This window comes from Corynebacterium pseudogenitalium (genome assembly GCF_024453815.1).
Classification (GTDB): Bacteria; Actinomycetota; Actinomycetes; order Mycobacteriales; family Mycobacteriaceae; genus Corynebacterium; species Corynebacterium pseudogenitalium.
This window is the reverse complement of record NZ_CP072934.1, coordinates 161,028-181,191: the sequence shown is the minus strand read 5'-3', so window position 1 is coordinate 181,191 and position 20,164 is coordinate 161,028. Positions and strand designations below refer to the sequence as shown.

Annotated in this window: 14 protein-coding genes, 1 tRNA gene and 1 other RNA gene; 7 read left to right on the top strand and 9 right to left on the bottom strand. The window is 63.1% G+C overall.

Annotation, left to right across the window (positions count from 1 at the left end):
• Positions 1-54 precede the first annotated feature (54 nt).
• From KBP54_RS00780 to KBP54_RS00755, 6 genes are all read left to right on the top strand, one after another.
• A complete protein-coding gene (locus tag KBP54_RS00780; protein WP_070363273.1) occupies positions 55-912 on the top strand; it encodes a DMT family transporter in 858 nt (285 codons plus the stop codon).
• A 152-nt stretch (positions 913-1,064) separates the two neighbouring features.
• Positions 1,065-2,825 carry a 2-isopropylmalate synthase gene (gene leuA, locus KBP54_RS00775; protein ID WP_256005985.1) on the top strand — a complete coding sequence of 587 codons (1,761 nt, stop codon included), beginning with the start codon at positions 1,065-1,067 and terminating at the stop codon, positions 2,823-2,825.
• A 228-nt stretch (positions 2,826-3,053) separates the two neighbouring features.
• Positions 3,054-4,478 (top strand): hypothetical protein, encoded by a 1,425-nt coding sequence (locus KBP54_RS00770; RefSeq protein WP_256005982.1) that lies wholly within the window; start codon positions 3,054-3,056, stop codon positions 4,476-4,478.
• 14 nt (positions 4,479-4,492) lie between these two features.
• Positions 4,493-5,485 carry a DNA polymerase III subunit epsilon gene (locus KBP54_RS00765; protein ID WP_256005981.1) on the top strand — a complete coding sequence of 331 codons (993 nt, stop codon included), beginning with the start codon at positions 4,493-4,495 and terminating at the stop codon, positions 5,483-5,485.
• Between the two features lie 9 nt (positions 5,486-5,494).
• Positions 5,495-6,754, top strand: a complete 1,260-nt coding sequence (locus KBP54_RS00760) for a Mur ligase family protein (RefSeq protein ID WP_256005979.1) — start codon at positions 5,495-5,497, stop codon at positions 6,752-6,754.
• Positions 6,747-7,457 (top strand): type 1 glutamine amidotransferase, encoded by a 711-nt coding sequence (locus tag KBP54_RS00755; protein WP_256005978.1) that lies wholly within the window; start codon positions 6,747-6,749, stop codon positions 7,455-7,457. Before KBP54_RS00760 ends, KBP54_RS00755 begins: the two co-directional genes overlap by 8 nt.
• A gap of 237 nt (positions 7,458-7,694) precedes the next feature.
• Here the strand turns inward: KBP54_RS00755 and tet(W) are convergent, their stop codons facing one another.
• The 8 genes from tet(W) to ffs all read right to left on the bottom strand — a co-directional run bounded on the left by tet(W) (position 7,695) and on the right by ffs (position 15,786).
• Positions 7,695-9,614 (bottom strand): tetracycline resistance ribosomal protection protein Tet(W), encoded by a 1,920-nt coding sequence (gene tet(W), locus KBP54_RS00750; RefSeq protein ID WP_000691721.1) that lies wholly within the window; start codon positions 9,612-9,614, stop codon positions 7,695-7,697.
• Between the two features lie 616 nt (positions 9,615-10,230).
• A complete protein-coding gene (locus tag KBP54_RS00745; protein WP_005391230.1) occupies positions 10,231-10,509 on the bottom strand; it encodes a hypothetical protein in 279 nt (92 codons plus the stop codon).
• 81 nt (positions 10,510-10,590) lie between these two features.
• A complete protein-coding gene (gene recR, locus KBP54_RS00740; RefSeq protein ID WP_070363279.1) occupies positions 10,591-11,217 on the bottom strand; it encodes a recombination mediator RecR in 627 nt (208 codons plus the stop codon).
• Between the two features lie 58 nt (positions 11,218-11,275).
• Entirely contained in the window at positions 11,276-11,653 is a 378-nt protein-coding gene (locus KBP54_RS00735; RefSeq protein WP_070363280.1) for a YbaB/EbfC family nucleoid-associated protein, read from the bottom strand.
• A gap of 73 nt (positions 11,654-11,726) precedes the next feature.
• The gene (locus tag KBP54_RS00730) at positions 11,727-13,745 is read right to left on the bottom strand and encodes a DNA polymerase III subunit gamma and tau (protein WP_256005974.1); all 2,019 of its coding nucleotides are present in this window, start codon (positions 13,743-13,745) and stop codon (positions 11,727-11,729) included.
• Positions 13,746-13,763: 18 nt separating this feature from the next.
• The gene (locus KBP54_RS00725) at positions 13,764-14,300 is read right to left on the bottom strand and encodes a hypothetical protein (protein WP_071573457.1); all 537 of its coding nucleotides are present in this window, start codon (positions 14,298-14,300) and stop codon (positions 13,764-13,766) included.
• Positions 14,297-15,583: an aspartate aminotransferase type Ic gene (locus tag KBP54_RS00720; RefSeq protein ID WP_256005973.1), complete on the bottom strand. Its 1,287-nt coding sequence runs from the start codon at positions 15,581-15,583 to the stop codon at positions 14,297-14,299. The genes KBP54_RS00725 and KBP54_RS00720 overlap by 4 nt, the downstream gene beginning before the upstream one ends.
• Before the next feature lie 104 nt (positions 15,584-15,687).
• Positions 15,688-15,786, bottom strand: an RNA gene (ffs, locus tag KBP54_RS00715) — signal recognition particle sRNA small type.
• Positions 15,787-15,900: 114 nt separating this feature from the next.
• On the opposite strand from ffs, the gene KBP54_RS00710 reads away from it, so the two are divergent.
• Positions 15,901-15,986: transfer RNA gene (locus KBP54_RS00710), tRNA-Ser, on the top strand.
• Positions 15,987-16,478: 492 nt separating this feature from the next.
• On the opposite strand, the gene KBP54_RS00705 is transcribed toward KBP54_RS00710, so the two are convergent.
• Complete coding sequence (locus tag KBP54_RS00705; RefSeq protein WP_256005971.1) at positions 16,479-20,021, bottom strand: YPDG domain-containing protein; 3,543 nt, start codon at positions 20,019-20,021, stop codon at positions 16,479-16,481.
• Between the last annotated feature and the right edge of the window lie 143 nt (positions 20,022-20,164).

Genomic DNA, 20,164 nt, shown 5'->3' with positions numbered 1-20,164 from the left:
CCCAAAAACGACTATGGGGCGACATGGCACAGAAAATTAGTATTATCGTTGACCATGCAGAACGACTTCCTTGCGATTAGCTTTGCGCTCACGTCTGCGCTGCTCATCGCGGTGGGGACGGTGTGGCGCCACCGCATCTTGCGCGCCGGCCGCTCCACAACGGAGGTCAATCCCTCACCGCTTTCTTCTTTGCGACGCCCCGCCTGGTGGGCATCGCTCGCCCTTGCGCTGGCCGCGTACGGATTTCAGGCGCTGGCGCTGGCGTTCGGATCCCTGCTGGTAGTCCAGCCGATTCTGGTGCTGTCACTGATGTTCACGCTGCTACTTTCGGCGCGCGTGGAGCACCGCACAATGTCGCCGCAGGGCACGGCGTGGGCGACGCTGCTGACCATTTTCGTTGCGGTGGTGATCCTGGTGGGCCGCCCGGTGCCGGGCACCGCCCCGCCGGGAATGGTCGGCTGGGTGCTGGCAATCGGGGTTGGGCTGGCCTGGATGGTCGGGACGGTCGCGTTCGCCCGTACCCGTGGCGCCGCTACGCAGGCGCTGGCCTACGGCATCCTGTGCGGCGCGATCTTCGGCTACCTGGCGGTGTTTTCCAAGGTGGCTGTGGACGCCTACGTACACGGCGGAGTCGTTGGACTTGTGGAGTCGTGGCAGTTCTGGGCCATGCTGGCCTGCGCGGTGCTGGGCACGGCAGTGCAGCAGTTCGCGTTCGGCGCCAGCAAGCTGGCCACCACGCTGCCGGCCATGAAGGTTGTTGAGCCGCTGGTGGCGCTCACCTTGGGCATCGTGCTGCTTGGGGAGAACTTCGCCGTGTCCAGTGTTGGGGGTTGGGTGGCGATGGTGGCGTCGATAATTATGATGCTGGCCAGCGCGGCGATGCTCACACGGGTCAGTATTCAAGTGGGATAGGCGCAAACCGTGTATGCTTTGGCGCATGTCACATCAGCTGCTGCTCCTAATCTGCCGCGGCGGGATACAGGCCTCGTTGTAACACGGTTGGCGCCCGTCGCGGAGTTTGTGCACGCCGACCGTGAAACTCGCCACGAAGGAGAACAGCCACAATGACCACCCAACCAGCCTGGAATAAGCAGCAGCCATCGAAGATGCCAGCGCACCGCTACCTGCCGTTTGCGCAGGAGGTAGAGCCTATCCGCCTGCCGGATCGCACCTGGCCAGACGCCACCATCACGCACGCGCCACAGTGGTGCGCGGTGGACCTGCGCGACGGCAACCAGGCCCTGATTGACCCGATGAACCCGGAGCGCAAGCGCCGCATGTTCAACCTGCTGGTGGAGATGGGTTACAAGGAGATCGAGGTGGGCTTCCCGTCCGCCTCGCAGACTGACTTCAACTTTGTGCGCGAGATCATCGAGCAGGACATGATCCCGGATGACGTCACCATCCAGGTGCTGGTACAGGCCCGTGAGCACCTGATTCGTCGCACGTTCGAGGCTTGCTCGGGCGCGAAGAACGTGATCGTGCACTTCTACAACTCGACGTCGAAGCTGCAGCGCGAAGTGGTGTTCCGGAAAGACCGCCCGGCGATCAAGAAACTGGCGACGGACGCGGCGGAGCTGATCAAGGGCATCGCGAAGGATTACCCGGACACGAACTGGCGCTGGCAGTACTCGCCGGAGTCCTTCACCGGCACTGAGCTGGACTTTGCGGCTGAGGTGTGCGACGCCGTCGTCGAGATCATGGACGCGACCCCTGAGCAGCCGATGATCATCAACCTGCCGGCGACCGTCGAAATGATTACCCCAAATGTGTATGCGGACTCGGTGGAGTGGATGCACCGCAACCTGCAGCGCCGCGACTCCATCATCCTGTCGCTGCACCCCCACAACGACCGCGGCGAAGGCATCGCCGCGGCCGAGCTGGGCTACATGGCGGGCGCGGACCGCATCGAAGGCTGCCTGTTCGGCAACGGTGAACGCACCGGCAACGTCGACCTGGTCACACTGGGCCTGAACATGCTGACGCAGGGCGTCGACCCGCAGATCGACTTCTCTGATATCCAGCGCATCCGCGACGTCGTGGAGTACTGCAACCAGCTGCGCGTCCCCGAGCGCCACCCATACGGCGGCGACCTGGTCTTCACGGCGTTCTCCGGCTCGCACCAGGACGCTATTAATAAAGGCCTGGACGCACTGGCGAGCAAGGTGCGCCCAGGCGCAAACTCCACCGAGGTGCAGTGGGAAGAGCTGCGCGAGACGGTCTGGGAGGTCCCGTACCTGCCGATCGACCCGAAGGATGTGGGCCGCGACTACGAGGCTGTCATCCGCGTCAACTCCCAGTCCGGCAAGGGTGGCGTTGCCTACATCATGAAGACGGACCACGGCATCGATATGCCGAAGGCGATGCAGCCGGAGTTCTCCGCGGTGGTGCAGAACATCACCGACAACGAAGGCGGCGAGGTCAACTCGAAGAACATGTGGGACATCTTCGCCACGACCTACCTGGATCCAGATTCGCCACTGGAGCTGCACTCCTTCCGCACGTCGGATGAGGAAGGCAAGGACGCCACGACGACCGGGATCCGCGCGCGCGTGACCTACAACGGCCAGGACCACGAAGTCACGGGTGTCGGTAACGGCCCGATCGCGGCGTTCGCGAACGCTCTGGAGCACATCGGCATCAACGTCGAGGTGCAGGACTACTCGCAGCGCGCCCGCTCCGCGGGTGACGACGCCGACGCGGCCTGCTACATCTACGCGGATGTCGACGGCAAGTGTGCGTGGGGCGCTGGCGTGGCAGGATCGACGACGTTGGCGTCGATGCAGGCCATCGTGTCCGCGGTGAACCGTTCGACGGTCGCGTAACACCACCCCCGTTAGGGGGGTCGTTCTGCCTGGCGGACTGAGATGCGAGTGATAAAGCGCGCTCGCTTCTCTTACGCCTCTCTCAGCGTATAAGAATCCGCGCTGCGTACGACCGTGACGTGTCACACGCCTCCACAGGTCGACATGCGTTTACCCAGGTGCGCGCCTTATACTCATTGCTCGGAGATTTATCTACTGGCGAGGCAGCACCGGGTAAGGCAGGGCGAAATGGCAACAACATACGTGGTTCCAGACCACGGGCTTGGTGCTGTTCGCAACATCCCGGTGCACGAGGCGGAGCAAGAGCACATCATTCACCTGCTCGATTCCGCCGATACGGACGTTGCGGACCTCGCGGCGCTGCTTATCCCGCGCGCTGAGGGCGGCGGGTTCGACATTCACTTCCAGGACTCAGTGCTCGGCAGCATGAGCGCCTCGGACGCGCGCGAGTACGCGGAGCTGTCCTGGATCGTGGAAGCCTCGATGATCCCGCAGGTCACGGTGCGCGCCACCCGCCTCGCGGACGGCTCCCTGCAAACCGTCCTTCGCCTGCCACGCCCCGGCCTGTGCATCCCCACCAACCAGCCCCCGACCGAGCCCTGGGTGTTTCTCGACGACACCCGCACCTACGACGTCTCCTTCCTCCCGGACGCGCAGGAAGCCCAGGAAGTTTCGGTGCTGGACCGGAAGCATTACCTGCTCACGCTGAGCGCCACTGAGGATGCCGCCGAAGATACTGTGCAGGTCGCGATTGGGGATCGGGCCGTCGGCACCCTGGTGGGGCCAGTGGCCACCGCGCTGCTGCCGACGCTGCAGTCCCTCAGCGAGCGTGGCCTGCTGGCGGTAGCTCACGGCTACCTCGCGCCGCTGGGTGGCAAGCCGTCGTTGAGCGTGACCGTTGGCCCACTCGCCCCGGACGTGCTTCCGCCCCTCTCCCCGATTCCGCCGGTGCAGGTCCACCCGCGCCACCCGGATACCTCGGCGATGTCGGCGACCACCGTGATCCCCGTGGTACGCCCAGAGGAGCTGGAAGACAGCGCCGACGCGGTGGCCAAGTCCGCCGCAGCGAAGGCTGATTCGGAGGAGTTCCCCGCCGTGGAGACCCCGGCGGACGAGAAGGCCCCGGAGGCGCAGCCGAAGAAGAACCAGCCGATCCACCCCATGCGCTGGGTAGCCGCTGTCATCGGCGCGCTGCTGATCGCACTGATCGGCTCGGTGGCGTTCAGCGAGCAGTGGAGCGGCTCGCCGGACACAGTTTCCACGTACATGACGGAGCCTGCGCACTCCCCGAGCAAGTCCGGCCAGAAACCGGAACCTTCGAAGCGGTCGACGGAACAGACCACTGAGGAGACCACGCCGCCTTCTTCGGAGCCCGCGTCTGCGCCGGCTTCGACGCCAGCCCCGGCGCAACAGGAACCGGCGTACCAGGTGCCAGCACAGCCGGCCCCGGTGTGGCAGGCTCCAGACCCTGCGCCCGTGCCCGCCCCTGCGCCTGCACCAGCGCCTGTGCAGCAGCCCGCTCCCGTGCAGGAACAGCCCGCGCCGGCCCCTGCACCAGCGCCTGCCCCCGACTACCAGTACAATTTCGGCGGCCTGCAGATCCAGTCGGACACGCCGCTCGGCGGGCCATTACACCGCGTGCAGTGGCCATAGCTACTATCAGAGTGATGACAACACCTGACCACGAGCTCTTTCCGTTCGTCGCGGTAAGCGCCCTTTCGACAAGCATCCACCCCTCTACGGGGCGTTTGCTCACCCTCGATGCGGTCACGTTCGACGAAAACGGCGAGGTCGGCGAGGACTTCCACGCCGTATTCAACCCGGTCAAAGACGCCGGCCCACGCCACCTGCACAACCTGGAGAAGAGCGACTTCGCTCAGGCGCCACGGTTCGCGCGGCACCTCAAGGCACTCAACAAGCTTATCGACGGCCGCACCCTCATCGTGCTCGACAGCCCCACGGAGTGGGGGTACCTCGTCTCCGAGTCGCGCCGCGCCATGAACGCCGCCGCCCGCGCCAACCGCCAACGCGCGCGGAAGCACAACCGGCGCCGCCAGCGCGTCGGCCACATCCCGCGCCCCGAAGCAATCGTGGACATCCTCGGCAGCGCACGCCGCCAGGGCCACATCCTCATCGACGAGCGACTCAACGCCGTGGCCAACCAAGTCGGTGTGCTCTCCGAACCGGCCACCGCCACCGTCGAGCGCGCCAGCGTCCCCGAGGAGGAACTCTCCCGGGCGGCCACACTGAAGCTCGTCGCGGTGTACCTGCAGCTGCGCGAAAACGGCACGCTGACCAGCATTGACCCGGAGGACCTCAAGGCGGACCGCTTCGGCCTGCAGCGCTCCGCACTGCGGGTGGACGCGCATAAGCGCGAAGGGGACGTCGATAATCCGGGCGTCTACACGGGTGCGGGCCTCAAGCCAGGCATGGAGATCTCCATCTCCGACGACGTCGCCGTCGACCCCGACGAGCTCATCCAGGCCGCGCTCGACGCCGGGCTGAACTACCAAGAAAAGCTCACACGCACCGCATCCCTCGTAGTATCCGACGCCCCCTCCCGCGGCGCAGAACTGCGTGGCAAAGCGATGCACGCGCACCGCAAAAACATCCCGGTGCTCAGCGCGCAGGAGTTTCTCCAGGCCGTAGCGCGCGACTAACGTAGAGGCATGCTCTCACAACTGCGTACCTCTGTTGCGCTGGCCGCCGCGAAGGCCGCCACGTTCGCGTCGCGCGCCACCGGCCGCGGCGCCGGCGGCATGATCGGCGGGCTCGTTGCCAACGCGATCGACCCGAACATCATGGCAGGCCTGTCCAAGGGGCGCCCGGCCGTGCTGGTGACGGGCACGAACGGCAAGTCCACCACCACAAAGATGCTGGTGGCGGCGCTGCGCTCCACCAGGACCGTGGCCACCAACGACGGCGGCGACAACATGGACGCCGGCATCATCTCCGCGCTCATGGCGGGCAAGGACGCCTCCACGATCGCGCTCGAGGTCGACGAGCTGCACGTCCCCCACATCGCCGACCGGCTGCAGCCGAAGGCGTTCGTGCTGCTCAACCTGTCGCGCGACCAGCTGGACCGCGTCGGTGAGATCAACAAGATCGAGCGCGCCCTCCGCGGCGCCGTCAACGCCCACCCGGAGGCCACTGTCATCGCTAACTGCGACGACGTGCTGATGACCTCCGTCGCCTGGGACCACCCCAACGTCATCTGGGTTTCCGCGGGCGCCGGCTGGCTCGGAGACTCCGTCACCAACCCCCGCAGCGGCGGCCACGTCGTACGCACCGAGGACGACTGGTACGCCGTCGAGCCCCTCCCCGATGGCTCCGAGTTTCGACGCCCTACCCCCACCTACGCCGTCACCGACGACGGCCTGCGCTGCCCGGATGGGGGCGTCGTCACGCTTGACCTGGCGCTACCCGGGCGGGCCAACCGCGGCAACGCCGCACAGGCCGTAGCCTGCGCCGTCGACGTCTTCGGTGTACCACTCGCCTCCGCGCTCGCCGCCGTCGCCGACGTCCAAGACGTCGCCGGGCGCTACTCCACCATCCACTTCGGCGACCACGAAGTCCGCCTCCTGCTGGCCAAGAACCCGGCAGGCTGGCAAGAGGCCCTCTCCATGGTGGACCGCACCGCCGACGGCCTCGTCATCGCCGTCAACGGCCAAGTCGCCGACGGCGAAGACCTCTCCTGGCTCTGGGACGTCAAGTTCGAAGACTTCCACGGCATCGCCGTCAAAGCCGCCGGCGAACGCGGCACCGACCTCGCCGTGCGCCTGCTCTACGCCGACATCGAACACGAACTGATCCACAACTGCGTCGACGCCATCCGCGCCTGCCCACCCGGCCGCGTCGAAGTGCTGGCCAACTACACCGCCTTCCGCGACCTCAAAAAGGACCTACACAAGGAGCTGGACCGTGACTAACACTTTGACCATCGGCCTGCTGCTGCCCGACGTACTCGGCACCTACGGCGACGACGGCAACGCACTCGTCCTGCGCCAACGCGCCCGCATGCGAGGCATCGACACCCACATCCGACCCATCCCCCTCACCGAGGACATCCCCTCCGACTGCGACATCTACACCCTCGGCGGCGGCGAGGACTCCGCCCAAATCATTGCGGCCTCCCGCCTGCAAGCATCCCCCGGCCTGCAGCGCGCCATCGACGCCGGCCGCCCCGTCTTCGCCGTCTGCGCCGGCATGCAGGTCCTCGGCCACAGCTTCACCGCCCACGGCGAGGAAGTCGCCGGCATCGGCGTCCTCGACGTCCGCACCTCCCCCATGTCGGAGCGCGCCATCGGGGAAGTCCAATCCCACCCACTTCTCGACGGCCTCTCCGCCCCCCTCACCGGATTCGAAAACCACATGGGCGGCACCACCCTCGGCCCCGACGCCTCCCCACTCGGCCAGGTGAAACGCGGCGTGGGCAACAACGGTTCTCGGGCTGGCGTTGAGGGCGTTGTGCAGGGCAGTGTCATCGCCACCTACATGCACGGCCCCGCCCTGGCCCGCAACCCCGAACTTGCCGACCTCCTCCTCGCCCGCGCCCTCGGCATCCACGCCCAGGAACTCACCCCACTCGCGTTGCCCGAGGTGGACCAGCTGCGCAAGGAGCGCCTCAGGTAGGTTGCCGCTAGCGCTCTAGGAGCCAGTGCCAAAGGACGCAATTCGTTCCGAGGAACTCGGGAAAAGCCCAGGTCGCAAATAAGCGGTTGCGTCCTTTGGCACTCGGCCCGGTTGGGGTGACACCAAATTCCCTCATTGGATTTTCGCGACCTGGGGAAACGCCTCAGCGCCTGCCACCTAGGGTTATCAATGATATTTCGCAATAGCCAGCAATGAACGCTTGCATTGCGCAAGACGTTACATTATCTTCTGAAACATATAGCGCACCTTGTCCAGGCGGCTGTTTGGACGGCGGGGCTGGATGACTGGCTTGCCGACAGCGGCCTGATACCCTTTCAGTTCTGTAAGGCATACGCTCTGCCCGTTGGTGTAAAAGGCCAGATCAGTACGGTATGCCTGTATACAGCGGGCGGGAATCTCGCCAGTAAAGACAACTTCATCCTTTTTTACCTGGACCGTTTCGATGGTGGCACAGTATTTCGGTGCATCATGATAAGCCCTGGAAAGATATTCCCGGGGCGCATAGAGGGTGAAGGAGAGATAAGGTTCCAGCAGTTGCGTCCCTGATTCCTTCAATGCCTGTTCCAATACAATCGGGGCCAATGAGCGGAAGTCCGCCGGCGTGCTGACCGGACTGTAATAAAGCCCGTATTCAAAGCAAATCTTACAGTCCGTTACGTTCCAGCCGAACAAGCCCTGCTCCAGCCCGTAACGGATACCATCCCTGACAGCGTTTTGAAAACTCTGGTTCAAGTATCCCAGCGAAACCCGGCTCTCGTATTGTACACCGGAGCCAAGCGGGAGTGGTGTAACAGACAGTCCGATGGATGCCCAAAACGGGTTGGGCGGCACCTCGATATGGATGGTGTGGCTGGCTGCTTTGAGCGGCCGCTCCATATAAATGACGGTGGGTTCCTTTACCACTGTTTCAAGCTTGTATTTTTCCGACAGCAAAGCGGAAACAACCTCCAACTGCACCCGGCCCAAAAAAGAAAGAATGATCTCATGGGTGATGGAATCCACCTCGCAGCGCAAAAGCGGGTCAGTATCCGCAAGTTGCGTAAGAGCGTCCAGCAGCCGTTCTCTTTGCGCTGCCGTTTTCGGCGCAATCGACGTCCGCAGCATGGGGAGGGGGTCCTCACGCCACCTTTTACGAGGGAGCCGGGTTGGGTCCCCTAATACATCGTTTAACCTCACGCTGTCGCTGGGAAGGATAACAATTTCACCCGGATAAGCGGTGTCTGTCCGAACAATTTCCCCTTTGGATGGAATACGCATCTCTGTGATTTTCAGCTTTTCTCTCCCGGCCAGGGCCACCGTATCCCGCAGGCGCAGCGTTCCGCTGTATAGCCGTAGATAGACACGCCGCTGGCCGCAATCTGTATACTCCACCTTGAAAACGCTGCCGCATAGGGCGGCGCTCCCCTGTTCCCCAATCGGTTGGAACAGCCCTGTCACCGCATCCATCAACGGTTGAATGCCAAGGCCCTTTTTGGCGCTGCCATAATAGACCGGGAACAGGGAGGCGTCTTGAACCCGCCGCTGTTCCTCCCGCACAAGTTTTTCCCGGCTGATTGGTTCTCCTGCGATATACTTTTCCAATAATTTATCGTTATTTTCGATGACCGCATCCCATGCTTCTATGTCGGTATTTTCCTCCAGGACTATTTCCGGGGACAGCGACACCGTCTGCTTGATGATAATATCGGCGGAGAGCTTATCCCGAACAGACTGAACCACGCTCTGCAAATCAACGCCAGCCTGGTCGATCTTGTTGATAAAGATAACGGTGGGAATGTTCATTTTCCGCAGGGCATGGAACAGAATACGGGTCTGGGCCTGCACGCCATCTTTAGCGGAGATCACCAAGATGGCCCCATCTAAAACAGCCAAAGAGCGGTACACCTCCGCCAAAAAATCCATGTGGCCGGGCGTATCCACAATGTTGACTTTACATCTGTGCCACTGGAAGGAAGTGACTGCCGCTTGAATGGTAATCCCACGCTGCCGCTCCAAAAACATGGTGTCCGTCCTCGTTGTCCCTTTTTCGACGCTCCCCGGTTCTGAAATGGCTCCGCTGGCATATAGCAGGCTCTCCGTCAAGGTCGTCTTTCCAGCGTCTACATGGGCAAGAATTCCAATATTGATTATTTTCATGTGATTGTCCTCCCTTTACTGCCCCGAAGGGCATAAAAATCCCCAGCAGTAAAATACTTTTACCACTGGGGATGATAATTTGCGGACATACACATATACAGCATACACCTGTTTGTGAGTGCTGTTTTTGGGGATATGTCAAAATTGATAAGGCAAAAGTATTCTTAAATTGGGTACAAAAAACTAAGCCCCTACAAAAGGGACTATCATAATCCTTTGTTCCCACTATTTGATTATAGTTTTATTTAAGAATACCTTGCCGCATATTTTTTACTCCTTTTCTGGAATTGAATTATTATATCACATCAGTTTTAGGAAAACAAGTATCTAAAAGAAATTTTTCTTCCCCTTATATGTAACAATCATACCGGCTTCCTAACGTTCAGAATGGTTTCTACTGTCTGCTGCGGTGTTTGGTTGGAATTGTCCAGCCAAAAGCCGATCCGTGGTGTTGTCTGCATTTTACTAAATACAAATTCAATGTATACAGAAAGAAATATATAAGGAGTGGGAGGGATTCCGCCGTAGTCGGCATTGTAGGAAAATCCAAAAGTTTAGATTTTCTCAAAATGCTTATCTTTTGGTCTTTGGTTCGGAATAGTGTAGTGCTGGCGGTCTATCTATTGTTTTCGGTTGCTTGCTTCTTTACCGTACATGAGCATTCAGTGTTGGGGATAAACACGACTGCCGCAGCATCCGGCATGACCAACTCACTATCGGAAAGCGTGGCACCGGGTGCAAGGGTGACAGTCGGCAACGCCAGCACATCGCGTGCAGAAAGCATGCTTGCACGCCGACGTTTACGAGTCCTGCCGGGGTCGGGGTTGGTGTTGTAATCGGCCCAATCCTTCTCTGGTGGCTTGGGGATCAGCGGGGGAATATCGTGTGGGGACATGGGTGCGGACCTCCTTCGGGTTCTGGCCCACAACCAGCCTGCCACCTAGGGTCAGTGAGGGAATTTGGTGCACAGCACCTCCTACAACGTGAGCCGCCCGGAGAGCGCGCGGGAGAGGGTGAGCTCGTCGACGAACTCGAGGTCGCCGCCGAGCGGCATGCCGGAGGCCAGGCGGGAGACGGTCAGATCTGGGAAGTCCTTGAGCAGGCGGGCCAGGTAGGAGGCGGTGGCTTCGCCTTCGGTGTCGGGGTCGGTGGCGAGGATGACTTCGGTGATTTGGGGGGCGTCGTCGCCGTCGAGGTCGGGAAGGACGCCGCCGATGCGCTTCAGCAGGGGCGTGACGGCGAGGTCCTTGGGGCCCACGTTCGCAAGTGGGTCCAGTGCCCCACCGAGCACGTGGTAGCGGCCGTTGAACTCACCGGTCCGCTCGATGACCTGGATATCTTTGGCGTCTTCGACGACGCAGATGAGGTCTTTTTTGCGGCCGGAGTCGGCGCAGATGCGGCAGACCGCTTCGCGGGAGACGTTGTTGCAGATGCGGCAGAACGTCACGCCGTCGCGGACGCCGGCGAGGGCGGCGCGGAGTCGGTCGATATCTTCGGGCTCGGTTTGGAGGAGGTGGAAGGCGATCCGTTGCGCAGACTTGGGTCCGACGCCGGGGAGGCGCGAGAGCTCGTCGATAAGGTCTTGGAGCGGTCCTTCGAACATGGGGGTCCTTTACAACACAAAACGCCTGGCGAAGTGCCAGGCGTTCAAGCGGGTGGGTTTAGATGATGCCGCCGAACGGAATCTCACCAGGTGCAGGCTGCTGACCACCAGGAGCCTCCTGTGGCATTGCGCCGCCGGTCAGTGGGCCGATCTTCTCCTGTGCCAGCTCGCCGGCCTTGTTGTGGGCGTCGCGGTATGCGGCGAGGATGAGGTCCTGCAGCGTCTCGACGTCGTCGGCGTCAACAGCCTCCGGCTTGATCTGCAGGTCGGTGATCTCTGCGCCACCGGTCATGACGACGGTGACCAGGCCGCCGCCAGCGGTGCCGGTGACGGTGGTGCTGAGCAGCTCCTGCTGTGCCTGCTGCAGCGCCTGCTGCACCTCGGCTGCCTGGCGGATGAGTTCCTGCATGTCCTGAGGCATATTTGGCTGGGTCATGGTGCGTAACACCCTTTCGTGTCAGTGATTTTGTCTAATTTGCTCACCAGTGTACCCGGTGGTTCCTGAATGCTTACAAGGGCTTGGCTCCAAGTTCGCTGGCAAGCAGGTCCATGGCAACTTCGGTGGCGTCACGACGGTCGAAGGTCGCCGACTCGGCCTCGGCCTGGTCGACCATGTCGCGCTCTTCGTCCTCTTGGCTGTAGGGCTCGGGCGGCGGCGGTGGCGGTTCCCATCCGGCGTCTTCGTGGAATGGTTCGGGCGGCGGCGGGACTTCTTCGTGCTCGCGGCGCTCCTGTTGCGCGCTGCGTTGCCCGGCGGCTTTCGCTATCGCCCGCCAGTCAGTGGGCTGCTGCGCTGCGGGTTTTGGGGTTGCTTCACTTTTCGACGCCCCCTTCGCCCCTTTCGTGCCCACCACACAGCGCACGGCCACCTTGGTGCCAAGCGCTTCGGAGAACACCGCGACGATGTCCGCGTTGTTGTTGTCGGCGTTGAGGCGCTCCGCGAGGGCACCCGTGTTGTGTCCGATGAGCAGCGTGGGCTGGCCGTCTTCGTTGTCGAGGGAGAGCGGTTTTGCCTCGGCAAGCATGATTTCGGCGACCTGGTTGCGCTTGCCCACAGCTTGGCGCAGCTTCATCCAGTCACGCTGCACGCGCTCGAGGAGGTCCTCCGCAGGTGCAGGCGCCGGTTCTGGTGTCGGCTTCGGTGCCGGGGTTGGTTCCGGCTTCGGTGGCGTTGCGGGTTCCGCGGGTGGCTGCGGCACCGGCTTCGGTTCAGGCTTCGGCTCGGGCTTGGGCTCAGGCTTCGCTGCAGGCTCGGGCTTGGGCTCAGGCTTTGGCGCGCTCTGCGCCTTTCGGCGCTCCGCGATCCTGGCCGCAGCAGCCGCAGCGGCCGCGGCTCCCCCACCCTGCGACGGGGCCGGCTGGGCAGGCTGGGCCGCCTGCGCAGGCACAGCAGGCGCCGGTGCAGCTGCGGTAGCCGAGGAGACCGCCGGGCGGTCGCCCATCGTGAGCAGGTGCGCCATCATCACTTCCAACAACAGGCGCGGGGACGTCGCGCCGCGGAGGTCGCCGATCCGATCGTTGACCTCGGTCGCGAGCGCCGCCAGCGTCGACGGGTGGAACTGCTGCGCTTCGGCGCGGAGTATTTCGGCGCGGTCGACGGGGGCGTCGACAAGCCCTTCGCCGAAGGCATCCGGCACGGTGACGATGAGCAGCAGGTCACGCAGCCGGTCCAGCAGGTCGAGGGCGAAACGGCGCGGCTCGTGGCCGGACTCAATCACCTTGTCGATGGTGTGGAACATCGCCGCGGCGTCCTTGGTTGCGAGTGAGTCGACGGCGGCGTCGAGAAGCGTGAGGTCCGTGACCCCGAGCAGCGGCAGCGCCATCTCGTAGGTCAGGCCGTCCGGACCGGCGCCCGCCAACAGCTGATCCAACACCGACAGCGTGTCGCGCGGCGAACCGCCGCCAGCGCGGATGACCAGCGGGTACACGTTCTCGTCGACGAACGCGCCCTCCTCCGCAACGATGTTTTCCAGCAGGTGGCGCATCGCCTGCGGGGTCAGCAGGCGGAACGGGTAGTTGTGGGTACGCGAGCGAATCGTGCCGAGGATCTTCTCCGGCTCGGTCGTCGCAAAGATGAAGATGAGGTGCTCTGGCGGCTCCTCCACAATCTTGAGCAGGGCGTTGTTGCCGGAGGGTGAAATCATGTGCGCCTCGTCGATGATGAAGACGCGGTAGCGGGACTCCGCAGGCGCGAACATGGCGCGTTCGCGCAGCTCACGCATGTCGTCGACACCGCCGTGGGAGGCGGCGTCGAGCTCCATCACGTCCAGGTTCCCGGTGCCACCAGGCGCCAGCGACACGCAGGACGCGCACTTGCCACACGGAGTGGATGTCGGCCCCTCAACGCAGTTCAACGAGCGCGCCAGGATGCGCGCCGAGGACGTCTTGCCACACCCCCGCGGCCCCGAAAACAGGTACGCATGGCTGATGCGCCCGTTGTCGAGAGCGTTCGATAACGGCACAGTCACCTGGTCTTGCCCAACCAGCTCACCAAACGTTGCAGGACGATATTTCCGGTACAGAGCCACGGCGCCAAGTGTAGACGATCAGCCCTCTTCCCGGCACCAATCTTTCACATCCACACCACGCCTGCGAAGACGCCGCTCCAGCACCGGATAGCCCTGCTCGGAGGCGATCCCGAACTCCTCATCGGTGAGCGCAATCAGCTCCAGAAGCAGCGTAATCCGGCCCGGTTCTCGCACCAGCGGGGTGCCCTGCGCGAAAACCTCCGGCTCCCGCAGTAGCCCATGCCGCACGGTGCCCGGCGCGTCCGCCAGCAGCCCCTCGAGCAGCACGCCAGGCTGCCCCGGCACTCCAAGGCGCTCAAGCTCGCGGGTCGCGTCCACGACGGCCTCAGCAAGCACCTGCTTGTCGACGTCCCCCACCGCCATCACCTCGCACACAACTTCGGGGCCGCCATCATCAAGCGCCACCAGCCCCATGTCAGTACCGCTGAACCCGGCGGTAACCGCCACGTTCGCACCGTTCAGTTCCGCGGTGGCGACGGCGCGGGCGTCGACAAGCGAAAGCTGCATCCCCGGAAACACCGAGGCCAGCCAGGCAGCGAGGTCGTCGCCCGTCATGCGCCGAGCTTCTCCACCGCCGCGAGCAACACGCACGTGGCCACGCCGTCCATCGCCCGCGTGACATCCTCCAGTGGCGGCATCGACGGCGCTAGGCGAATATTGCGGTCGTTCGGGTCCTCCCCCTTCGGGAACGCCGACCCCGCCTTCGTCAGGCTAATGCCGGCCTGCTTCGCCAACTCCCACACGCGAGTCGCGGTCCCGTCCATCACGTCCAGGGAGATGAAGTAGCCGCCCCTCGGCTTCGACCAGGTCGCCACGCCCGTGCCCCCGAGCCGGTTCTCCAGCACCTCAAGCACAGCCTCAAACTTCGGCGCCAGCGACTCAGCATGCTTCCGCATTACCTCACGCACACCATTCGCGTCCTTGAAGTACATCGCGTGCGCCAACTGGTTCACCTTGTTCGGACCGATGCCTCGCACATTCGCGATCGACTCATACCACTCCAGGTTCTCCTGCGAGGAAGCAAAGAACGCCACACCCGAGCCCGCGTGCGTAATCTTCGACGTCGACGACATGTACCAGAAACGATTCGGGTGCCCCGCCTTCGCCGACACCTCCAGCACATCCACGTTCACCGGGAACGTATCTGTCAGCGTGTGCACCGCGTACGCGTTATCCCACACGATGCGGAAGTCCGGCGCGGCGGTTTCCATCGCCGCCAGGCGCTCGATAGTCGCCTGCGAGTACACCGCGCCCGTCGGGTTAGAGAACACCGGCACGCACCACATGCCCTTCACAGCAGGGTCCTTCACCAGCTCCTCCACGACGTCCATGTCGGGACCGTCCTCAAGCAGCGGGACAGTGATCATTTCGAAGCCGAAGCGCTCCGTAATCGTGAAGTGGCGGTCATAGCCGGGCACTGGGCACAGCCACTTAATCGCGTGCTCGCGCTGCTCATCCGCCCACGGCCGCGGCGAATCATTCGTCCCAAACGTGTACGCCCAGGACACCAGGTCAAACATAATATTTAGCGACGACGAGTCTCCCGCCACCAACAGCTTCGGGTCAATACCGAGCGCCTCGGCCCACAACTCACGCAACTGCAAAATGCCCGTCAGGCCGCCGTAATTACGCACGTCCACACCCGACGCATCACGGTGATTCCCCACACCCGGCAGTGCCAACAGATCGTCCGCCAAGTCCAACTGGCGCGCCGAGGGCTTCCCCCTCGTGAGATCCAACGCCATGTTGGTCTCCTCCAGCTGCTTGTACTGCTCACGCAACTCAGCAGCCAGGCTTGCAAGCTGCTCAGCATCTAGTTCTTTCAACGGGGTGTTCAATGTCTTGGTGTCCTATTCGAGTACGTCGGCGTATCTACTAACGACCCATCATCGTACTAGCGACACCCCACCCCGCGCGACGGTTTTTCCCCAGTTTTACCCCATAAAAAAGGGGACCTCACGCACCTGCCAGCGCCCGCTTACCCTTGCTGCGTTCCCGCCCTGGGGGAGTTCACGAGATGAGCACCGCGTGAGATCCTGCAGAACACTCTAGCCTGAAGCTTTAGGCGTTGCAAAACATTGACTGCGCAGGCGTTTTGTCGGAACCTGGGGGGATGGGTTAAAGTAGTCCCTCGACGCATGATGTGTCGCAACTAGGAGGATTCGACTAGCGGCCTATGTCACACGCCTGGAACGCGTGCGGGTTTCACGACCCTCGTGGGTTCAAATCCCACATCCTCCGCGCTTTTTGACAGCGCATCCGGTTGAAGTTTTCGCCGGGTGCGCTGTTTTTGCATTCGCGTTTGGATTGCGCACCACATTCTCTGTTTCCGGGGTAGCGACCGAGCGTTTCCCCAGGTCGCGCCCACTTCGTGAGGGAATGTGGTGCACTACCCATCACCCGAGTGCCAAAGGACGCAACCCACTTTTCACGACCTGGGCTTTTACCCCATCCCCCAACAAGAACTGCGTCCTTTGGCACTCACACCACGCACGGAGACACCAAATTCCCCCACCGGCTGCCAGTGACCTTGACTTTTCCAATCCGTCCCGCGAAAACCCAGGAATGTGGTGCGCGAGGAGGGTAGTTGCGCACCAAAATCCGGCATTTTGAAAAGTCGCCAAAGCATTTCCCCAGGTCGCGCCGACCGTATGAGGGAATTTGGTGCGCGGGTCCAGCATGCACAAAACCCCGCGACCCAACTCGCAGGTCGCGGGGTTGTTTACAGAGGAGCTACTTGTTCTCTGTAGTGGTCGGCTCAGCCGAGGTCGTGGCAGTTGCCGTGGTCGATGGCTTCCGGCCGAGGAAGTCGCCGAGCGAGGAGCCCTCGTTGGAGCTCTGCTGGATCTTGTTGGCTGCGCCATTCTCGCCTGGGGCACACAGGGAGAGCAGGCCGGCCAGGGCACCAATGCCGAGCGTGACCGCCGCGATGGCGCCGAGGGCTTCGGTGGCCTGCGGGCCGAACTTGGCGTTCAGGCGGGCGGCTTCAATGTCGAGCTGCTTTAGGAAGTCAGGTCGGTTGTCGCCGAAGTTGCCGAACGGGTTCGGGATGTTCATCTGCTCGGAGACGCGGCGTGCGGAGGCGCTGATCTCTGGGCCCATTGCGGCGATGAGTGGCGCGCCGACGGCGACTGCCAACCCGAGCGGGATGAGCCACAGGAGTGGCCCGCCGTGGGAGGACATGTCGGCGAAGCAGCGCTGCAGGTCATCGGTCGAGCTCTTGCCTGGGGTCTTCGGCTGGTCTTCACCCTGGACAACGACGTGGACGGTGACGTCGCCTTCGCGGCCTGGGATCGTGATGTCGAAGCCCTTGGGGTCCGGGGTTCGCTCAGCTGGCGGGACGATGATGACCTTGTCGCCCTCGCGCTGAGCGGTCCAGCCGTCGGGGAGTTTGAGGTCGCCGATGTTGGCACCTGGCACGTGGACCTCAACGTGCGATGTGCCCGGTTTGACCTCAATGGTCGGAGGGGTGTTGCCGCCCGAGGTCGACGGGGTGTCGTCACTGACAGTTACAACCGCCGGGCGGGTGACGGTCTTGCCGCCTGGGTAGGTGACCTCTACTGGGACGACGATCTGGTCGCCTGGTTTGGCGTCGGCAGGTGGCGTGACGGAGACTGAGCCGCCGTCGTTGATGGTGACGCTCCAGCCTTCCGGCGCCTTCCAGCCGTCGACGATCTTGAAGGTCGCGCCGTCAGGCTGCGTGCTTGGCGGCACGACAACGGTGACGCCGCCCTTGGTACGGCCAGGGTTGTAGTCGACTGGTGGCTGGCCTTCGGGGGTGTCGGCGTCGTCAACAACCAGGATGGTTGCTGGGCGGGTTACCTTCTGGCCGCCTGGGTAGGTGATGTCGACTGGGACGACGGTGTAGTCGCCGGACTTGGCGTCGGCAGGCGGGGTGGCGGTGACGGAGCCGTCCTCGCCGACGGTGACCTTCCAGCCCTTCGGCGCCTTGTACTCAGGCGAGATTACGAAGGCGGTGCCGCCCGGCGCGCGTGGCGTCGGGTTGACGGTCACGGTCTGGTTCGGCTTGGTCTGCTTCGGGGCGTAGTTCTGGTCGGGGGCGGACGGGGTGGCCGGGTTCGGGTCGACGGGTGCGGCCGGGTCGTCGATGACGGTCACGACGATTGGGCGCGTGATGGTGTTGCCGTTCGGGTCGGTGACCTGCACGTTAATCACGCCGAAGTCGCCTGGCTTGGCGTCTGCTGGTGGGGTGACGTGCGCGACACCGGTGTTCTCGTCAATGTTGATGGTCCAGCCTTCAGGGATGTCCTTCTGCTCGACAACGTAGGTGGAGCCCTCGGTGCCACCCTTCGGGGTGACAACTACGACGGTGCCCGGCTTGGTCGGCTTCGGTGGGAACTGGACGTCGTTGGTGCCCTTGGGGGCGTCGTCGACAACTACGACGACTGCTGGGCGAGTGATCGAGGAACCATCCGGGTAGGTGATCTGGACAGGCACGACAATGCGGTCGCCTGGCTTGGCATCGGCAGGCGGGGTGGCGGTGACGGAGCCGTCCTTGCCGACGGTGACCTCCCAGCCCTTCGGCGCCTCGTAGGCGCCGTGGATGGTGAACGTGGTGCCCTTCGGCGCATCAGCGCTGAACTCTGGGGCGTCCACGGTGACCTCGACACCTGGGCGGGTGGTTTCCGCCAGGTAGTACGCGTCCGGGTTCTGTGCCTGCGGCGGCGCGCTGACGATGACGGTGCCCGGTACGACCTTGGTGGAGCCGTCTGGGAAGGTCACCTCAACGTTGATGGTCTTCGTTTCGCCGTCGCGGGCGTTCGCCGGCGGCGTTGCGGTGATCTCGCCGGTGCGCTTATCGACGCCCACCGTCCAATCACCGAGCTGCTGGTCAGGGGCGATCTTGAAGGTCGTGTCGGCCGGCAGCTCCTGGTCACGGACCTGCGGCAGCGTCACTGTGACGGATGGGCGGGTGATCACCACGTCGTAGCCAGGGGTGTGCTCCTGTGCCAGGGTCGTGTCAACGCCGACCACGGACTCCAGCACGTCGTGGGATCCGTCTGGGTAGGTGGCCTTGACCTGCACGGTCACGGTGTCTTCCAGGCGCGCGCTGATCGGCGCGGTGACCTTGAGCGCGTTGCTGCCCTCTTCCAGGGTGACGTCCCATGGGCGGGCCTCGCTGCTTGGGGTAGCGCCGATGACCTCGAAGGTGGTGCCGTCAGGGTACTTCGGGCTGCCGGGCTTCAGCGCGACGGTTGCCGTCTTGCCCGGGGAGGTCTTCTCGTTGCCGTAGCTTGGGGCCCATTGCTGGGTCTTGAGCTGGAACGTTTCGCCGATCTTGGCGTTGTCCTTGTACTTCTGCAGGTTGAGCTGGTCGGAGCCATCGCGCGGGGTGGCGTACACCTCAACCTGGAGCGCCTCCGGCTTCTCGTTGTCGATTTCGCCGGTCCCGCCGACAGGCAGGGTGACATGCACGCGGCCATCCTTATCGACGCGCGCATTCGCGCCCTCGACAGCCTTACCGTTTCGCGTCACGACAGCAATCACGCGAGCGTAATCTTCCCCAGCACCGTTGGTGACCTGGATGTTCGTCGCAAACTCCTTGCCGTTCGCGGTGACAACCGGCACCTCGTCCTGAGCCGCCTGCAGCGGGAAGCACTGCGCGTTCTCTGCCGGGACCGGCAGCAGGTCAACCTCGGCGATGTTGCGGGCTTCGAAGCCCAGGCGGTTCGGGAAGTTCTCGTAGCCGTTGCCTACGCTTCGGGCGACCCACGCGAACGTGCGTGTCTCGCCTTCCTTGATGTCCTTCACGTCCTCGAGGGTGACCTTCGCGGACACCACCGGGGAGCCTTCCGAAAGGTGCAGCTCGACCGGCTCAACGTGCGCGGTGCCGGTGACGTTCAGGTCCATATTGGTGGTGCTATCCTCGCCGGAACGCACCGCTCCTGGGATAGTCTCCCCTACAGACACCGCCGAAAGGGTGAAGGTCTCCTCGAAATCAGAGATGCCGGTCTGGTTCATGCGCAGCTCGGAAACCATCGAGTCCACAGCGTGCTCGCCGTCGCCGTGGAGGCTGACCCAGTAGTACACCTCAACCTGGCCCTGCTCGTTGACAACGCGGGTGCCCGTCTCAAACGAGCCCTCGTTCGGCGTAGTCACGGCACCAACGTGCTGGTGCGGGAACAAGGTGTTCGCGCTCAGCACGTCGTGGCATCGGTTCTCTTCGGCGCTCTGCGCGTCCACCTGTGGCACCACGAGCGCGGACGCCCCCAGCGCCAGCGCCACCACAGTGGCTGACATTCTACGATTTCGCATTCTGAAACTCCCCTCAAAGGCAACTGTGTGTTATTTGTGCTATCCATTCATCATGAACGGTTTTTAAGAAGTTTCAAGTACTTTTGACAGTTTATTTTCAGCGAACGCCCGGACCTGCACAGTTGTCGTCAAAATATTTGCAT